The sequence below is a fragment of the Breoghania sp. L-A4 genome, from assembly GCF_003432385.1.
In the GTDB taxonomy this organism is placed as follows: Bacteria; Pseudomonadota; Alphaproteobacteria; order Rhizobiales; family Stappiaceae; genus Breoghania.
The window spans coordinates 654,931-672,094 of the sequence record NZ_CP031841.1 but is presented as its reverse complement, the minus strand read 5'-3'; the positions used below and the strand labels follow the sequence as shown (position 1 = coordinate 672,094).

Sequence of the window (17,164 nt, the reverse complement as noted above, 5' to 3'; positions counted from 1 at the left end):
TTTGCCCAAAAGGCAATAAATTCAATAATTTAGTTAAGGTGATGGTGCACCGGGGAGGATTCGAACCCCGACCCCAGATTCGTAGGCGGAAGCAAAATGCTGAAAACGCAGCATTAAACCGCAATATTGGGCAAAACTCGCCCCAACGAAATCAAGGGATAGGAGCCGGAATACAAACCCAATTGCGGACGAAATGCGCACCCTCGCGTATGCTATTCGGCGCATCGGCTCGCGTCGTTTTGCGAACCCCGAAACCATCCTGATCGAGAAGCACGAAGCCTCCGACCGTCTGCTCACGCTCGCGACGCGACTGGAGGCGGCCGATGCCTGACAAAGCCTCGCCAGAGATCGAGGAAGCCTATGCCAGCATCGTGGCACGCATCGATGCCGCGAAGGCGTACGACGAGCAGAAGAACGACGAGCAGCGGCAGCGAGTGCTGGCATCTCCAGGCGTCATTTCGATCGAAACGCTCCAGGGCAAACCCATCCCGTCCCGACGCTGGTGCATTCCCGACTGGATACCGGATAGACAGGTGACCTCGATCTATGGCGATGGCGGCACCGGCAAGTCGCTGCTCGCCATGCAACTCGCCACGGCTTGCGCACTGGGCTCCCCATGGCTGGGAATGGACGTCAACTCGCGCAAAGTCCTCTACGTGTCATGCGAAGACGATTGCGACGAGATGATGCGGCGGCAGGATCTGATCAACCGAAATCAGAGTGTCCATTTCCGCGACTTCGAGGGGCGGCTTGTTTGGCTCGATAGGTCGAATTCCGAAAATCCCGAGATGATGAGTTTCGAGCCGGGAAAGCGCGGCGTAGTGACCGGTTTCGGCCGTGAGGTCGAAGTCATGGCCGAGGCCGTTGGCGCGCAACTGATCATCATCGACACGCTGGCCGATGTGTTCGGCGGTAACGAGATTGACCGGTCGCATGTTCGCCAGTTCATCGGCTTTCTGAGGCGCTTGGCCCGCAAGATAGACGGCGCTGTCGTCTTCCTCGCGCATCCGAGCGCGGCCGGAATGAAAGACCGGGGTTACTCCGGTTCCACTGCCTGGCGCGGTTCGGTCCGATCGATGCTGACGTTCGAGTTTCCCGAAGCCGATACAGACGAGCCGTCAAACCCGGATCTGCGCGTCCTCACCCGACGCAAGTCGAATTACGCGGCCTCTGGGACGGTCCTGGAGCTGCGCTACGCGGCCGGCACGTTCCTCGCTTCGTCAAAGGCCGGACCGGAGCCGCTGCTCGATCAATTGAGTGAGGATGGCATTTTCATCCGCGCGTTGCGCAAGTGCCTGGACGCTGGCGAATGCCCCACCACGGCACGCAACAGGGGCCAAGAATACGCGCCGAAGCTGGTGAAGCGGATCTGCAGGAGGGACACCGAGAACATCTCTGTGCAGCGTCTAGAAGCCGCGATGAACAGGTTGCTTGATAGCGGTGAAATCATCCGCCAAAGGCACTGGAAAAGCGGCACACCATTGACCCCAAAAGACTACGACGTGAGCACCTGGAGACAGCCCAAAAAGTGACCCGCGCAAGCAACATCAGCACCGTTAGTCACCCACTAACCCATTGAAATCATTGACACCACCAATACAAACACCAGCACCGTTAGTCGAGTGGCAAGCCATTGATTTCATTGAACTATCACAAACACCACCAATACCCTCTCCCTAAAGGGAGAGGTGGGCCGCCTGATGGCGCGCCCCACCTTTTGCTGCCGAGGACAGGGGCAATCGCGGGTCCTTCCCGGCCCGCCCCAGAGCGGGGACGTAGCCGCCCGACATTTCGATCACTACAGGATTTTTACGAGGGGTTCCACACCGTGGCAAGTGCTGCCGAAATCGTCGGGCTGAAACAAAACCTGTTCGGGGAAGTCGATCCGGACTCACGCTTCGTCAGCGATCTTGCCGAGGCCGGATTGCAGGTCGATGCGGTGACCCTCGCCCGCCTGGTCAATCTCAGCGATCGCAAGGTCCGCGATCTGGCACAACGCGGCATCATGGTCCGGCTGGCGCATGACCGTTACGACCTCGCCGAAAGCCTCGCTAGCTATGCCACCCACCTGCGCGAGATGGCCGCCGGACGCGGTGCCGAGCAACCGCAAGTCGGCCTCACGGCCGAGCGGGCCAGGCTGGCGAAGGAACAGGCCGACACAGCGGCGCTTAAAAACGCGGCGATGCGAAAAGAATTGGTCGCGGTGACGGACGTCGAGCACGCCTGGTGCGACGTGCTGCGCAAGGTCCGCGCCGGCATCCTCGCCACACCGGAACGGCTTCGCTCAACCCTGCCACACCTCGCCAGCACCGATATCGAAGCCCTCGACACTGAGTTGCGACGCACTCTGGAAACCCTCGCCGATGACCATGCCTGACGCCCTGATCGAGATCCGCCGCAACGCGCTCGCCGCCCTTCGTCCGCCGCCAAAGATGCGGCTGTCGGACTGGATCGAATCCCACGTCCAGCTGCCGAGCGACGTTTCCAGCATTCCCGGCCCGGTTCGATTGTGGGCATTCCAACGCGAAATTGCCGACGCGATCGGCGACTCGACGATCGAGCGCGTCACCCTGGTCAAGCCGGTGCGCGTCGGCTTCTCGACCCTCCTGACCGGCGCACTCGCCAGCTTCGTCGCCAACGATCCGGCACCGATCCTGTCGCTGCTGCCGACCGAAGCAGATTGCCGTGACTACGTGGTCAGCGATATCGAACCGATTTTTTCCGCCTCGCCGACGCTGACCGGCCTGATCGTTGACGACAACGATCCGAGCGGCCGCAACACGCTGCTGTCGCGGCGTTTCCCTGGCGGCTCGCTCAAGATCGTCGCGGCAAAGGCACCGCGCAATCTTCGCCGGCACAACGTGCGCATTCTGTTCATCGATGAAGCGGACGGCATGGACAACGGCGCGGAGGGCAGCCCGATCCTGCTCGCCGAAAAGCGCACGCTCAGCTTCGCCAACCGCAAGATCGTCGTCGGCTCGACACCGGTCTATGAGGAAACCAGCCACGTGCTGCGCGCCTATGCGCTCTCCGACATGCGGGTTTTCGAAGTGGCTTGCCCGGATTGCGGTGATTTTCACGAAATCGCATGGCGCGATATCCAGTGGCCGGAGGGCGCGCCGGCGGCGGCGCACTACGTCTGCCCATCCTGCGGCAGCGTGGTCGAGGAACGGCACAAGCCGCAAATGGTCTCAGGAGGCCGCTGGCGTGCGACACGGCCCGAAGTGACCGAGCATGCCGGCTTTCGCCTCAACGCGCTGATATCACCCCTCGCAAACGCTTCTTGGGGTGCATTGGCGCGCGAGTTCCTGGACGCGAAGGACGATCCGGAGCGATTGCAGGTGTTCGTCAACACGATCCTCGGCCAGGGATGGCAGGCCGAAGGCGGAGAACTGGACGATGCGGCACTTGCCAGCCGGGCCGAAAGTTTCTCGACCGAGGCGCTGCCCGAGGCCGTGCTTGCCATCACGGCGGGCGTGGACGTGCAGCGCGATCGGCTTGAGATCACCTATGTCGGCTGGAGCCAGGACAGCGAGGCCTTCGTGCTGGGCCATAGCGTCGTCTGGGGACTGCCCGACGACAACGCCACATGGTCGGAACTCGACGACGTGTTGAAATCGCGTTTTCCGCACCCGCTGGGCGGCAAGCTGGGACTCGACGCGGTGGCGATCGACAGCGGCGACGGCGAGACAATGGAGGCGGTCTACGCCTTCGCCTTTCCCCGCGCCGGCCGAAAGGTGCTGGCGATCAAGGGTGCTGCCGGCAACCGGCCATGGATCGAGAAATCAAAGAGCCGGACGAAGGGCGGCTGGCTTTGGATCGTCGGCGTGGACGGCTTGAAAAGCCACCTGGTGGCGCGGCTGGCGAGTGGTCGCTCGATCCGATTCTCGCAAAGCCTGCCGGCGTCCTGGTTCGAGCAACTGGCGAGCGAGCGCGTTGTGGTCCGTTACAGCCGAGGGCAGCCGACCCGCCGGTTCGAACGTATCCCCGGCCGGCGCGCCGAGGCGCTGGATTGCGTCGTCTACGCCTTTGCAGCACGGCAAATCGTCAATGTGAACTGGGACCAGCGGGCGGAGGATCTGCGGCACGGAGTGGAAAGCAATGGGCCGAAGGTGGATTCTATTATCAGGTCGCCGTGGCTACGCTAACAACTCTTCCTAAAAGCCACCCTTGGAGCTCTATCGACATAGTACTAAACAAACATATTTAATATATATCGCGCCTTAGTTATATTTATAATTTACGAGCTATCCTCATCAATTTTTTCTACATTTTTATAATCTATATCTTTATAAGTCTGATTTTTGTAAACGGCTATAATTACGAACAATCCAAACAAAATACAGCAAATACTGAATAATTTAACGCAAATTCCAATTACGCTATTATCAATGTAGTATATTGACGAGTAAATTAAATATACAGCAGCCCCCAAAAGTGGCGTAAAAATTGTGACCAAAAAACCAAAGGTGATAATAACGCTTACTAATAATGAAGCTCCTTGAGGGTTTATTGAGTTTGTATCATAAATATTGAAATCAGCCCTAAATAATTTGTGAATAAAAAATTGCGGTTCATATGCCGCTTTTACTAAATCTGGGTCAACCACACCATATTCAGATTTTTTTATGATTATCTGATCTATCAAAGCAGAGTAAATATCCTCGTTCACAAAAGCAAAAACTAAAAAAAGCGCATTAAATGAACAGTATGGGACTAAAATGTACAGAATTCCTGGTATCTCTTTAATAGAAATGCCAATTCCGGGAACTTTTATATCACCACCATTTACTATAAGATATATTATAAATATACTGATTACCATTGTTTTCGCAAAAATATCCCTCTGCTTAGTCCAATATACTTTGTTTTTTAACACACCTTTCAAATACTCTTCATCAAATAATTTTGTATCTCTTGTATTCTCGATCCTCACCTCTCTGCCAAATAGAATTCTAGCCCTCACAGCGGGAGACAAACTAACTAAAGAAATATTTTTACTATTCGTTTCCATGAGAAATACCTTTAGAAAAATTTCGTAAAGCGCACAATTTTCTGCATTTAGCCAAGCTTATTCTCTTGTACTCCAAAAAAGCAACGCTTTCTAACCAGTCATTTGCACACCAATTAGGTCTGAGTAAGTTTTTTTTCCAATCTCACGCCCGGTCCGCCACCATTTCCAGAAATGAACTCGACGCCAGCAGTTTCCAGTGCTGTGCGGATTGCGTTGAGATTGTTTTTCACGGGATTGCTCCTACCCGTTTCGAAGTTTCGAACGGTACTCAATCCTACAGAAGCGGCTTGCGCGAGTTGTGCCTGCGACCAATCAATGAGGCCTCGTGCAGCTCGACATTGCGCTGGCAATAAAGGGCAACTTTTTTCGTTATTCATAACGCTTATCGCTTGACTCGAATTGATCGAACGGTTTAGCTTCATCTCACGTATTTTAGTTATGTATCACAGGAGCCGCGAATGGACACCCATTTTCGCGATCGGGAGAACTTTGTCCCGATCTGGATGACGGTCGTGCCGGAGACACGGCAAAAGATCGAAGCCGCGATCGAGCAGTTGATTGCGCTTCTCGATCACGTTGACGGGGATCCATGCCTTGAGGATACCCAAGACGACGAGCCGGCTTTGGGGTGGCCGGAAGGCTCAACAGCCCATGTTCTGCGGTCCGCGCCCGGCGATCCGGATGAGGAATGCGAAGACGATATGGACTTCGAGGACGAGGACCTCTGCCTTTTCGGTCCGAACCATAACCGCTGGTTCCGGTGAACCATGACCGATCAATCAAATTCCGCCGGTCTTTCCCGCCGCGCCGTGCTCGGCGCTCTGCCTGTCGTCGCCCTGCCGGCGGCGGCTCTGCCTGCCATGGCCTCCCCGTCGAAACCGTCGCCTTCCACGCCCGCGAATTGAAGCAAGCGATGGATGCAGCCACCTCGGACACCGGCAGCCGCTGGTTTGTCGGGCTGGGCGGCACGCCGGGCGAGCGATGCTCGTTCGTCCAGGTCGTGCGTTTTGATCGGGTCCTGGACGAGGGAACGTTTGTTGAGCGAACGCGCCACATTTTGCCCCGCGAAGACGCCGGCGTCCTGTGAACAACTCCGGGTCTGACAAGGCGATTCGAGAAATTGGTGACACGCAGGTGGGTCCTAGATGCCCTACCTTGTTGACCTCACGCGGTGGAATTGACATGGTACACGCAACCACGAAAAGGAGACTGATTTGCTTACCCGTGCCCAGTTCCTCGCCCTGACCAAACTCAACATCGACGATCTCAACAACACCAACCGTCGCGGCATGCTCCCTTTGAAAACCGCGAGTACTCCGCGTTCAATGCATTGATCACAAACGTGATGATGAACTTCCACGCTTCGCCCGACGGCCACGGCATGAGCATGGAACTGGCCCGCAATATCGTGCGCGCCGCCATTCCTGCTATCGAAGAGCAAATGCCGCTCATCCGCGACACCAGCGCGGTGTTCCGCTTGGATGAAGGCTTTAAGTCGGTCTTCATCGGACGGCTTACCGTCGGCGCCTTTCAGGGTGGTCCTATCGCGTTTTGCGGCACGGGCGCCGATCTGGCGCAGTTGACGACCGACGGTGCGGACATCCTCGGCATCATGCTGAGCAACATCACGGCCGCCGCCGCCGTCCTGCGTCAACGCGCCGAGCGTGCGGGCATCGACCTGGCGGTTGAGCTTTGGGGCAACGCCGGATGACCGTCCGCTCCACTCTCGCCCGTCTGTTCCAGCGCTCCGCGCCGGCCCTTGAGGCTGGCGGCGGGGGACGCCGTTGGCGCGACAGCGGCACGCTCGCCAATGCCGGCAGCGTGCATGCGCTGGCCTCTACCGTCGCAACCCGCGCCCTGCACTACGCCCTCAACAATCCGACGGGCGTGCGCATGCTGGAAAGCCTCGCCACCAACGTGGCGGGCGACGGCATCAAGCCGCGTTCCGAACATGAGGACGAAGCGACCCGGCGCATTCTGCACCGCCGCTTCAAAGCCTGGACGGACGAAGCCGACGCGGGCGGACTGACCGACTTCTACGGCCTCCAGCAACTTGCCATTCGCGACCTTGCCACCTTTGGTGAAGCCTTGTTCCTGCTTCTCGGCCACCCCGACACGGGCGCGCCGCAGCTTCGCCGGCTGCACCCGGAACAGTTGGACCGCTCCAAAACCCAATCTCTCATCAACGGCGGCGCGATCCACCAGGGCGTCGAGTTTGATGCCGCCGGCCGGGTTGCCGCCTACTGGCTTCGTCGGGCAGCGCCCGGCGATGCGCTCGCCGGCCTTCCGCACGCGCCCGTGCGGATGCCGGCGGGCGACGTCATTCATCTGTTCCGGCCCTGATCCCCGGACAGGTTCGTGGGCTGTCGTGGTTCGCTCCTATCCTCGTGCCGGCCCGCGAACTCGACAGCCTCATGGACGCCATGCTGGTGCGCGCCCGCGTGGCGGCGCTGCACGCGGGCTTCATCACCGAGCCGGACGGCACGCCGCCATACGATGGGGAACGGACCGACGGCACGCTCCAAGCCGGCCTTGAACCCGGCGCGCTGATCAACCTGCCGCTCGGCAAGCACATCGAATTCCCCGACGCACCCGACCAGGGCGGTGCCGGCGCGTTGATGGATACGACGTTCCGCATGATCGCCGCCGGCATGGGCGTCACCTACGAACAGGCGACCGGCGACTATTCCCACACCAACTATTCCAGCGCCCGCGCGGCACTGATGGAGTTCCGCCGCTTCTGTCAGGCTATCCAGCACCATGTCCTGGTCTTCGGCCTTTGCCGGCCAGTGTGGCGTCAGTTCATCCGTGCCGAAGTTCTGGCGGGCACGATCCCGGCGGCGAGCTATCAGGCGGACCGCTCGACCTTCGAGGCGGTCAAGTGGCTTCCCCCGCCTGGGCATGGGTCGATCCGGAAAGCGACGCGAAGGCGGCGAAGATCGCGCTTGATGCGCGGCTTCGGTCTCGCTCGGAAATCATCGCCGAACGCGGCTACGACGCGGAAGACGTGGACGCCGAGATCGCGGCGGATGCGGCGCGCCTGTCGGGCCTCGGCATCTCTATGGAGACAGCGCAATGAATGCACCGGTGACGATCCGCGCGGGCTTCACGCCCGCCTCCGTCGATGACGACACCCGCACCGTCGAATTGGTCGCCTCGACCGGCGCCGGCGTTGAGCGGCGTGATATCGCCGGCCCCTTTGTCGAGGTGCTGGAAGTCTCCGCGACCTCTATCGACCTGTCGCGGCTTGAAGGCATGCCGCTTCTCGACAGTCACCGGCAGGACGGCCTGGACAACGTGCTGGGCGTGGTGCGCGCCGTGCGCTTCGACGCCGGCAGCCTGATCGTCAAGGTTCAAGTCTCTCCCCGGCACGATGCCTTCTGGCAGGACATCAAGGCGGGGATCATCCGAAACGTGAGTGTCGGCTATCTGCCCAAGACATGGCGAGACGGCAAGGATGCGGCGGGCGCACGCATCCGAACCGTCACCGCTTGGGAGCTACGCGAAGTCAGCCTTGTGCCGGTGGGAGCCGACCCCGCCGCACGAACCCGAGGACATGAAATGCCCCCCGAAATCGAAACCCCGCAAGCGCCCCCGATCGACACCCGCGCGGTGGTCAATCAGGAAATCCGCGCGCTCGCCACGACATTCACGCTCGGCGCCGATTGGGCGAACGGGCTGATCGATCGCGGCGCCTCCGATGACGAGGCACGGGCGGCGGCGCTGGAGGAGATGCGCACCCGTCAGAGCGATACGCCCACGGCCCGCAGCACCAACATGCAGCACCACGACGACCCGGCCACCATCGCCACCCGCATGGGCGAGGCGGTTTATGCCACGCGCGTCAATCCCGGCCATGCCCTATCTGAGCCGGCACGCGCCTATGCCAGCATGACGACGCTGGACATGGCGCGCGACTGCCTCCAGCGCGCCGGTGTCTCGACCACGGCCTTCAACCCGGCCGAGACGATCACGCGGGCGCTCAACACAACCAGCGACTTCCCCGTGATCTTCGCCGACACCGCCAACCGGGTGATGCGGGCGAGCTATCAGGCGGCACCCTCGCCGATCAAACAGCTGGGGCGGCAGACGACGCACAAGGACTTCCGCGCCAAGACCAAGGTGCAGGCGGCCGACCTCGCCAAGCTGGAGAAGGTCAACGAGCACGGCGAGTACAAGCATTCCGGTTTTGTCGAGGCCAAGGAAACTTACGCCATCGGCACTTATGGAACGATCGTCGGCCTCTCCCGGCAAGCGCTGGTCAATGACGATCTCGGCGCCTTCACCGATATGGCCGGCAAGCTCGGCGCGGCGGCGTCCCAATTCGAGGCGCAGTTTCTGGTGGATCTTCTGGTCAAGGCCAATGGCCTCGGCCCGAGCATGGAAGACGGCAAGACAGTGTTCCATGCAGATCACGGCAACCTTGCTGCAGTCGGCGCGGGCATCTCGGTTGACGCGTTGTCAGCGGCCCGTCTCGCTATGCGCCGTCAGAAGGGCATCAACGGCCAGCCGATCGCGATCGCGCCCAAGTACCTGCTGCTGCCGCCGGAACTGGAGACGGCGGCGGAAACCATCCTCGCCAGCATCCAGCCGAACAAGACGGAAGACGTGAACCCCTTCGGCGGCAAGCTCACGCCGCTGATCGAGGCACGGTTGACCGATCCGGCCCGCTGGTACATCGCCGCCGACCCGGCCACCGTCGAGGGGCTGGAATACGCCTACCTGCAAGGCTCGGAAGGTCCGCAGACCGACAGCCGCGCGGGCTTTGAAGTGGACGGCGTGGAGGTGAAGGTCCGGCTCGACTTCGGGGCGTCGTTCCTCGACTGGCGCGGTTGGTACATGAACCCGGGCGAGTGAGGTTCTAGCCATGGCGGAAACTCTTGAGGGGCTGCAAGCCCGCCTCGAAAAGCTTCACGTGGCCCGCGACAGCGGCACACACAGCGTGCGCTTCGGCGAGGAGGAAGTCCGCTACCGGACCGACACAGAACTCGCCTCGGCGATCGCCGCCCTGGAACGCCGGATCACGGCGCTCCAGGGACGCAAGCCGGTCCGGACCGTCTACATCAATTCCACCAAGGGACTTTGAGACATGAAGAACTTCATTCAGGCCGGTGGGACGATCACCGCAACCGCGCCGGTGGGTGGCGCCACCTCCGGCGCCGGCGTGCTGATCGATCACCTGTTCGGGGTTGCCGCCATCACGGCAGCCGAAGGTGACGACGTGGAACTGGTCACCGAAGGCGTGTTCGACATTGCCAAGGAAGCCGGCGCTTCGATGACGGCCGGCGCGCCGGCTTATTGGGACGCCGCCGCCAAACAGGCAACGCCGACGGCCACCGACAACGTGCGTATCGGCACGGCGATTGTGGCTTCTGGCGCGGGCGATCCGACTGCCCGCGTCAAGCTGTTGGGCCACGCCCTTTAGACACAAGTGCCAGGCGGCGCGGTCCCGCCTTGAGCGGTTGCCCGATGCAGCTGGGTTCGCCCAGGGCAACCGCAGGCCGCAAATTCAATTGGAGACTGGTCAATGGCGAGAAAATTGATTTTCAGGCAGGGCGACGTGACCAGGGTGGCAAAGGGACTTCGCGCGGCGGGCCTCGGCGTTACCCGCGTCGAGATGGAGCCCGATGGGAAGATCGTGCTCCTGACCGGTAGCGATGAACCCACGGAAGCGGTGGCCCCGTTCGATATTTGGAAGAGGCAAAAAGATGCGCGTCCGGCTTAAGGGCATCAACACTGTGACGAAGCGGCGGGCAGACGGCACCAAAGCCGTCTACCGCTATCACCGCGCGACCGGCCATCCACTGCCGGGAGAACCGGGTTCGCCCGAATTCCTAGCGGCGATACACGAGGCGGAAAAGATCGGCCTCGATCGGCACGCAGGAACAGTGATCGGCCTCATTCGCGACTTCACCCTGTCCCCGGAATTCGACAACCGGGCGGACAGCACCAAGCGCGAATACCGCCGCATCCTGACGAAGGTCGAAGCCGAGTTTGGGGACATGCCGATCGCGGTCTTGAATGACCCTCGCGTTCGTCGGGAATTTCTGGAATGGCGCGCAAAACTCGCGCGATCCTCTGGCCTGCGCGAAGCCGATAACCGGCTATCGATCATTTCCGCTATGCTGTCGTGGGCAAAGGAAAACGGCCACGTTGACCATAACCATGTGATCGGCTTCAAACGGCTCTACAAGGCGAACCGGTCCGAAGCCATCTGGTTGCCGCAGCACATCAAAGCCTTTTGCGAGGACGCACCCGTGGACCTTCAGCGGGCATTGATCCTCGCGCTCCACACCGGCCAGCGCCAAGGCGACCTTCTGCGATTGTCCTGGACGAACTTTGACGGCCGATGCCTCGACATTCGCCAGAGCAAGACCGGCGCGCGTGTCGTGGTGCCATGCACCAAGGCGCTCAAAGCGATGCTGGACAGCCTGCCGCGCGATTCGGTTGTGATCCTGACCACGAAAACGGGAAGGCCCTGGACGGCCTATAATTTTCGCCATGCTTGGAAAGCGGCGGCCGACAAGGCTGGCATCACTGGGCTGCACTTCCACGACCTACGCGGCACGGCCGTGACAATGCTCGCAGAAGCCGGATGCACATTGCCGGAAATCGCCGCGATCACAGGCCATTCGCTGCGAACAGTGAGCACAATTTTGGAGAAGTATCTTGCGCTGACCCGGCCGCTTGCGGAGCAGGCGATAGCCCGGTTGGAGAACAAAAACGAGACAGCTTTTGCAAACCAACTGCAAACCATGACCTCGCAGGGCGAGAAGGAGGCAGCTAAGTGATTGAAAAGATTGGTGCACCGGGGAGGATTCGAACCCCCGACCCCCAGATTCGTAGTCTGGTGCTCTATCCAGCTGAGCTACCGGTGCATTCTTCGGCGTCATGTGAGCCGATGCGTCGGGTGGAGAACCCGCCGCGTGTTCGCAGCCGCGACCGGCTTGCCAACAGGGCGCTACTCCTACTGCCTCCTTTGGGCGAATGCAAGAGCTTGCCGGCGTATTTCTGCGCGCCCGCGAAAAGCCCTTCGCTGCCTGTGGAAAGCGCCGGCGCCGCCCGCCCGTAGGGTGCCCGTTTCAGCCATGGAATCGCGAATCCCTGCCACCGACGGATCCGCGTGCGCAGCCCTCGGCTTGGGCGACGGGGTCCCTTTTCCATGCCGGTACGGTCAGGAAACTGGTTCCCCACAGAACAGCTGCGGGAGAGAGACACCGTTGTTCTTTGATCGCGGGAGCTGGCGTCGGTCCTTCACCGGTGCTGCCGCAACCCCATGCAACCGCGCGAAGATACCGACAAGCCGTCAATGCCCTTCGGCCGCATACGGAGAGGCATGTATCAAGAGCGCGCGGAGCGGGCGGCGCGCGCGTGCTCGGACCGCGCCTGGGCGATGTCGACGGGCCTGTCGGGCAGGGAAATGCGGAAGGTGGCGCCCACGCCGGTGTCTTCCAGCACCACGGTCCCGCCATGGGCGCGCACCAGCTCCGCGGCAATGGCCAGCCCCAGCCCCGTCCCGCCGGGCCGCGCGGATCCCTGGAAGGCGCGGAACAGATGGGCGCGCGCACGCTCCGGCACCCCGGGCCCGGTATCGGCGACCCGGATGGTGGCGACCGTGCCCTGGCGCTCCGCTTCCACCACCAGGCGCTTGACGACCGCCGCATTGCTCTCGCCCTGCAGCGCCTGCACGGAATTGCGGCACAGGTTCATCAACACGCGGAAGATCTGCTCCGGATCCGCATCGACCTCCATGTCCGCGGCGACCCGATTCTCCCACTGGATCTCGGCACTCTCCACCAGACCCAACACCTGGCCGACATCCTCGACAATCGCGCGCAGGCGCACCAGGCGGCGCTTGGGCGGCGCTTCCTGCGCCCGGCCGTAGGCCATCACGGCACGCGTATAGTCGACGGCCCGGTCGAGGGTCGAGACGATCTTCGGCGCCAGCCGGCGCGCCAGAGGATCGGGGCTGGTTTCCAGCCGCTCGAGAAACAGCTGGGCGGAAGCCAGGAGATTGCGCAGGTCGTGGTTGATCTTGGAGACCGCAAGCCCGAGATCCGCGAGCCGGCGCTGCTGGTGCAGCGTCTGGCCCAGCGTGGTCTGCATGGCCGACAGCCGGACTTCCGCATCGCCGATTTCATCGGCCCGCCCGGACGGCACGATCCGGCGTTCCGGATCCTCCGGCGCTTCCGCGAACCGCGCCATGTTGGCGATCAGCCGCTGCAAGGGGCGCACGAAGAGCCACCGCAGGCTGATGTAGACCAGCGAGGCCGTGATCACCGAGATCACCAGGGACAGAGCGAGAATCCGGCCGGCAAACGCCAGCATTTCGTGCCGCAGCGGCGCCTCCGGCATGACAATCTCGATCTGACCGGACGTGCCCATCTGCGCCGAGCCGACAAGGCGAATCATCCGCCCCTCACCGTTGAACAGCGTGTCGAAAGCCTGCCAGATCGCGAGTGAGGGGTTCATGCCCGTCATGTCGATGTGCCGGTCGACCTGCGGCGGCATCTCGCTCATGGCGATCAGCCGCCGCGTCGGCCCGTCGTTGAGCGCAATCGCCACCGCATCGGTGGAGGCCAGCAGCCGCGCCTGCAGCGCCTTGGAAACCACGTCGGTCTCCGCCAGCACGGCCGCGGCGACGCCGGCCGTCGTCAGCTTGTCGGCAAGCCAGGTGTTGCGGAAATTGGCGACCGAGGGCACGAAGATCAGGATTTCGCTGAGCATCACGAACGAGATCGTCAGCACCAGCAGCTTGGCCGACAGGCCGACGTGACGGCGCGCCGGCTGCGCGTCAGCGCCCTCTTCCGTCGTGACCAGGGATCCCTTGTCAGCCCGTCTGTCGCTGCCCGTGTCGCTCATATGCAGCCAACCAATCTTCGGCCCGAAAACAACCACGCCTCACGATACCACAACTCAAGACCGCTTTGGGATCATCCGAAAACGCGCAAAAAGCGGATCAGCCGCCGCAGCCACGGATTGGCGAGGCTCGGCGTGTAAAAGCCGATCGCGGCGCGCTTGCCGATTTCCGCCATGGTCGGATAGGGCGAAATGAACCCGGTGAACGCCTTGATCTTCATTTTTTGCGACACCGCCAGCGCCCACATGTTGATGATCTCGCCGGCATTGGCGCCCGCAATGGCGGCGCCAAGAATGCGTCCGCGGGAATCGGTGATCACCTTGATGCTCCCCTCGGTGCGCCGCTCCGCCCGGGCCCGGTCGTTTTCCGCATATGCCGAGCTCAGCACGCGAATGTCGGAATGGCGCGCCCGCGCCTCCGCCTCGCTGAGACCCGCGGAGGCAAGTTCCGGATCGGTGAAGGTGACCCAGGGAATGATGCCGCGGTTCTCATGCACCGGCATGCGAAACAGGATCGAGCGGATCACCAGCCCGGCGTGGTAGCCCGCCACATGGGTGAACTGCAGCCCGCCCGCCTCCTCGCCGGCCGCCACGTCACCGATTGCATAAACGCGCCGGTTGGAGGTGCGCAGGCCCCGGTCGACGATGATGCCGCGCCGGTCGTGGATGATGCCGGCCGCGTCCAGATCGAGCCCGGCCAGGTTCGGTCGCCGGCCCGTGGCGACCAGCAGATGCGATCCCTCAATCGCGGCTTCTGCCGGAGCGTCATCACTCTCCACATGCACGGCGACGCCGGCGCCGCGCTGCTCGACACGCGCCACCTTTGCGCCCTCTCGGATGTCGATACCCTCGGCACGCAGCCGCTCGAGGACGATACCCGCGAGATCCGGGTCGTCCTTGCCCAGCGCCTTCATGGCCTCCAGCACCGTGACGCGCGCGCCAAGCCGGCGAAACGCCTGCGCCAGTTCCATGCCAATGGGACCGCCGCCGATGATCACCAGATGTCCGGGGCACTCGGTCAGGTCGAAGATCGTCTCGTTGGTGAGATACGAGACGTCATCCAGTCCGGGGATCGGCGGCACCATGGGAGAGGCGCCGGTGGCGATCACGAACCGGCGCGCGCGAATCGTGTGCCCGCCCGCGGATACGGTTCGCGCGTCGACAAAACGCGCCTCGTCCTGCAGCACACGCACGCCGAGGCCCTCGAAACGCTCGACCGAATCATGCGGCGCGATGCTGGCGATGACCTCATGTACGTGCGCGTGGACGCGGGCGAAGTCCACCTGAGGATCGCCCGCGTTGACACCGAAGGCCGCCGCCTCGCGGATGCCGTGGGCATGTTTGGCCGCCGCGACCAGCGCCTTGGAGGGAACGCAGCCATAGTTGAGACAGTCGCCCCCCATCTTGCCCTTTTCCACCAGCACCACATCGACGCCGAAGGCGACCGCGGCGGCGGCGACACTCAGCCCGCCGGAACCCGCCCCGATCACACAGATGTCAGGCGTCAGCAGGGTGCCGGAAGAAGACGGGGAACGATCGGTCATGGGAGCTCGATATTGTGGTGGCGGGAACATTCGGCTGCGTCCTGGCGGCAGATCAGGCCCGCGCTGCGGCTGCGGAAGACGATCGAAGCGGTATCACGCATCCCCGTCCGGTGCGGCGACGCCTGCCCGCCCACGCAGTTTCTTGAGGACAATGGGCAGCAGCGAGACGACGCCAAGCAACGCGAAGGCCACGATGAGTTCGCGGGTCACCAGCGCCGAGGGATCGATGGTGCAGGTTCCGGCCGATGCACAGCCGGGATTGGCCCTCTCCTGCGCCGCGATGACGCTGTCCAGCCCCGCGCCGATGAACGAATACGCGTAGGTGCCGGGGATAATGCCGAAGAAGGTCGCGATGGCGTAAGTGCGCAGCGGCACATGAAAGATCGCCGGTGCAATATTGACCAGCCAGAACGGAAACACCGGTGTCAGCCGCAGGAACAACAAGTAGCTGAAGGCGTTTTCGCGAAAACCGCCGGAAAGACGCGCCATGAATGGACCCGCGCGCTCTTTCAGGGATGCCCCGAGCGACGTCCGGGCGGCCAGGAAAATCACCGAGGCGCCAATGGTCGCCGCAACCGCCGTAAGGCTGCCGCCGATGAACCAGCCGAACAGAAAGCCGCCGGCAATCGTCATCAGCGACGCGCCGGGGAACGACAACGCCACGAGCACCACATACAGGGCGCAATAGACGACGATGGAAAGAGCGAAATGCGCGCTCACGAATGCGATCAGGAGGTCGCGGTGCATGATCAGGGCGGACATGGAGATGTAGTCGTGCCAGCCGAGGGCATAGCCGATCGCCATCAGGGCGACGATGACGCCGGCCACGCCCCAGCGCTTCACATGGTGCATTGCCCGCGCGACTTGGCCTGTGCCGTTTCCATTCGCGCCATGTCCCGATCCACATTCGCCATGCAGGCTCCAGTCGTGCTTGAACGCGCCGTCAGCCGGAACCGCTCGCGCCGGAACCGCAATCGCCGGCAGGTTCTCCGGCCAGCCTATCCGAACAGGGAGCGTTGACGAATGCAATCCTTGTTCAGGCCCTCGTACGGCGCTATACGCGCCCTCGGGCACCTGGTGTCCGACACGAAGAGGGCCGCGACGCACTGAACCCTGCGCGCCACGTGTCCGGCAGACCCGGCCTTGCGGCCTCAGCCCAGGGCCACATCGTCAGACCCGATGGCGCAGACCTTTCCGAGCGGTGTTCCAAAGCCTATGTAGGCCCGGGATGACTCGATTGCGCAGAAATTTCCGCGCTTTCACCCCGAATTGAAACCGCGCGACCCGGCGGTCACCCCCCTGTGAACAGCGATCTCATCGCGCCTTGATGGTGATTTTCATGGCCAAACGCGTTGACTTAAACCAGCCTCACTCGTATAAGCGCGCTCGATTGGGATCCGTTGTCCGGCATGTCTTCTCAGTGAGGGACCTCTCGGGTTTTTGAGGTCTGCGCCCCGGAGAGGCACTCGGGGGTGCACGTTGGCGCATCCCCAGCACAGATTCGAAGCACACATTCGACAGCCAAGGGCCGCGGTTTCCGCGGTGAAAGATCATGAAGCGTACTTTCCAGCCGAGCCGCCTCGTGCGCGCTCGCCGTCACGGTTTCCGGGCTCGCATGGCCACCAAGAACGGCCGTGAAGTCATCGCGCGTCGCCGCTCCAAGGGCCGCAAGCGCCTCTCGGCCTAGAGCATCGGTCACGAAAGCGGCAACGGTTTTGTGACGGATGACCGCTCAGGGCTCGACGGC

19 protein-coding genes, 1 tRNA gene and 1 pseudogene are annotated in these 17,164 nt (G+C 62.1%); 15 read left to right on the top strand and 6 right to left on the bottom strand.

The genetic code is table 11. The features are described from left to right. Positions 1-193: 193 nt before the first annotated feature. The 4 genes from D1F64_RS23005 (at position 194) to D1F64_RS03210 (ending at position 4,148) form a co-directional block, all read left to right on the top strand. Entirely contained in the window at positions 194-331 is a 138-nt protein-coding gene (locus tag D1F64_RS23005) for a hypothetical protein (RefSeq protein WP_162901248.1), read from the top strand. Then, complete coding sequence (locus D1F64_RS03220) at positions 324-1,532, top strand: AAA family ATPase (protein ID WP_117411236.1); 1,209 nt, start codon at positions 324-326, stop codon at positions 1,530-1,532. The genes D1F64_RS23005 and D1F64_RS03220 overlap by 8 nt, the downstream gene beginning before the upstream one ends. Positions 1,533-1,828: 296 nt before the next feature. Then, on the top strand, positions 1,829-2,377 hold the full coding sequence (locus D1F64_RS03215; protein ID WP_205470636.1) for a hypothetical protein: 549 nt from the start codon (positions 1,829-1,831) through the stop codon (positions 2,375-2,377). Beyond that, on the top strand, positions 2,364-4,148 hold the full coding sequence (locus D1F64_RS03210; protein WP_346432295.1) for a phage terminase large subunit family protein: 1,785 nt from the start codon (positions 2,364-2,366) through the stop codon (positions 4,146-4,148). Before D1F64_RS03215 ends, D1F64_RS03210 begins: the two co-directional genes overlap by 14 nt. 92 nt (positions 4,149-4,240) lie before the next feature. Here D1F64_RS03210 and D1F64_RS23000 read toward each other — a convergent pair whose 3' ends face one another. Next, entirely contained in the window at positions 4,241-5,014 is a 774-nt protein-coding gene (locus D1F64_RS23000) for a hypothetical protein (protein WP_162901247.1), read from the bottom strand. Between the two features lie 236 nt (positions 5,015-5,250). Next, a pseudogene (locus D1F64_RS25295) lies at positions 5,251-5,391 on the bottom strand (helix-turn-helix transcriptional regulator); the annotation flags it as partial. A gap of 81 nt (positions 5,392-5,472) precedes the next feature. Here D1F64_RS25295 and D1F64_RS03200 point away from each other — a divergent pair. The 10 genes from D1F64_RS03200 (at position 5,473) to D1F64_RS03165 (ending at position 11,805) form a co-directional block, all read left to right on the top strand. Further along, positions 5,473-5,778, top strand: coding sequence for a hypothetical protein (locus tag D1F64_RS03200; RefSeq protein ID WP_117411234.1), 306 nt, complete (start codon positions 5,473-5,475; stop codon positions 5,776-5,778). Between the two features lie 149 nt (positions 5,779-5,927). Next, positions 5,928-6,101, top strand: coding sequence for a hypothetical protein (locus tag D1F64_RS22995; protein WP_162901246.1), 174 nt, complete (start codon positions 5,928-5,930; stop codon positions 6,099-6,101). Positions 6,102-6,356: 255 nt separating this feature from the next. After that, positions 6,357-6,725: a hypothetical protein gene (locus tag D1F64_RS03195; protein ID WP_162901245.1), complete on the top strand. Its 369-nt coding sequence runs from the start codon at positions 6,357-6,359 to the stop codon at positions 6,723-6,725. After that, positions 6,722-7,357 carry a phage portal protein gene (locus tag D1F64_RS25010; protein ID WP_205470635.1) on the top strand — a complete coding sequence of 212 codons (636 nt, stop codon included), beginning with the start codon at positions 6,722-6,724 and terminating at the stop codon, positions 7,355-7,357. Before D1F64_RS03195 ends, D1F64_RS25010 begins: the two co-directional genes overlap by 4 nt. A gap of 44 nt (positions 7,358-7,401) precedes the next feature. Continuing rightward, on the top strand, positions 7,402-8,142 hold the full coding sequence (locus D1F64_RS25005; protein ID WP_256372887.1) for a phage portal protein: 741 nt from the start codon (positions 7,402-7,404) through the stop codon (positions 8,140-8,142). Then, positions 8,090-9,871, top strand: coding sequence for a prohead protease/major capsid protein fusion protein (locus D1F64_RS03185; protein ID WP_117411232.1), 1,782 nt, complete (start codon positions 8,090-8,092; stop codon positions 9,869-9,871). The genes D1F64_RS25005 and D1F64_RS03185 overlap by 53 nt, the downstream gene beginning before the upstream one ends. Before the next feature lie 10 nt (positions 9,872-9,881). Next, complete coding sequence (locus tag D1F64_RS03180) at positions 9,882-10,100, top strand: hypothetical protein (protein ID WP_117411231.1); 219 nt, start codon at positions 9,882-9,884, stop codon at positions 10,098-10,100. A 3-nt stretch (positions 10,101-10,103) separates the two neighbouring features. Continuing rightward, positions 10,104-10,439, top strand: coding sequence for a DUF2190 family protein (locus D1F64_RS03175; RefSeq protein WP_117411230.1), 336 nt, complete (start codon positions 10,104-10,106; stop codon positions 10,437-10,439). Between the two features lie 102 nt (positions 10,440-10,541). Continuing rightward, positions 10,542-10,739, top strand: coding sequence for a hypothetical protein (locus D1F64_RS03170; protein WP_117411229.1), 198 nt, complete (start codon positions 10,542-10,544; stop codon positions 10,737-10,739). After that, positions 10,723-11,805 (top strand): site-specific integrase, encoded by a 1,083-nt coding sequence (locus tag D1F64_RS03165; protein ID WP_117411228.1) that lies wholly within the window; start codon positions 10,723-10,725, stop codon positions 11,803-11,805. The genes D1F64_RS03170 and D1F64_RS03165 overlap by 17 nt, the downstream gene beginning before the upstream one ends. Positions 11,806-11,815: 10 nt before the next feature. Here D1F64_RS03165 and D1F64_RS03160 read toward each other — a convergent pair. The 4 genes from D1F64_RS03160 to D1F64_RS03145 all read right to left on the bottom strand — a co-directional run bounded on the left by D1F64_RS03160 (position 11,816) and on the right by D1F64_RS03145 (position 16,269). Then, a tRNA-Arg gene (locus D1F64_RS03160) sits at positions 11,816-11,892 on the bottom strand. 463 nt (positions 11,893-12,355) lie between these two features. After that, complete coding sequence (locus tag D1F64_RS03155) at positions 12,356-13,876, bottom strand: HAMP domain-containing sensor histidine kinase (protein WP_117411227.1); 1,521 nt, start codon at positions 13,874-13,876, stop codon at positions 12,356-12,358. 71 nt (positions 13,877-13,947) lie between these two features. After that, a complete protein-coding gene (locus tag D1F64_RS03150; RefSeq protein WP_117411226.1) occupies positions 13,948-15,417 on the bottom strand; it encodes an FAD-dependent oxidoreductase in 1,470 nt (489 codons plus the stop codon). 93 nt (positions 15,418-15,510) lie between these two features. Further along, positions 15,511-16,269, bottom strand: a complete 759-nt coding sequence (locus D1F64_RS03145) for a TVP38/TMEM64 family protein (RefSeq protein WP_117411225.1) — start codon at positions 16,267-16,269, stop codon at positions 15,511-15,513. Positions 16,270-16,969: 700 nt separating this feature from the next. On the opposite strand from D1F64_RS03145, the gene rpmH reads away from it, so the two are divergent. Next, positions 16,970-17,104, top strand: coding sequence for a 50S ribosomal protein L34 (rpmH, locus tag D1F64_RS03140; RefSeq protein ID WP_117411224.1), 135 nt, complete (start codon positions 16,970-16,972; stop codon positions 17,102-17,104). The last annotated feature ends 60 nt before the right edge of the window (positions 17,105-17,164 follow it).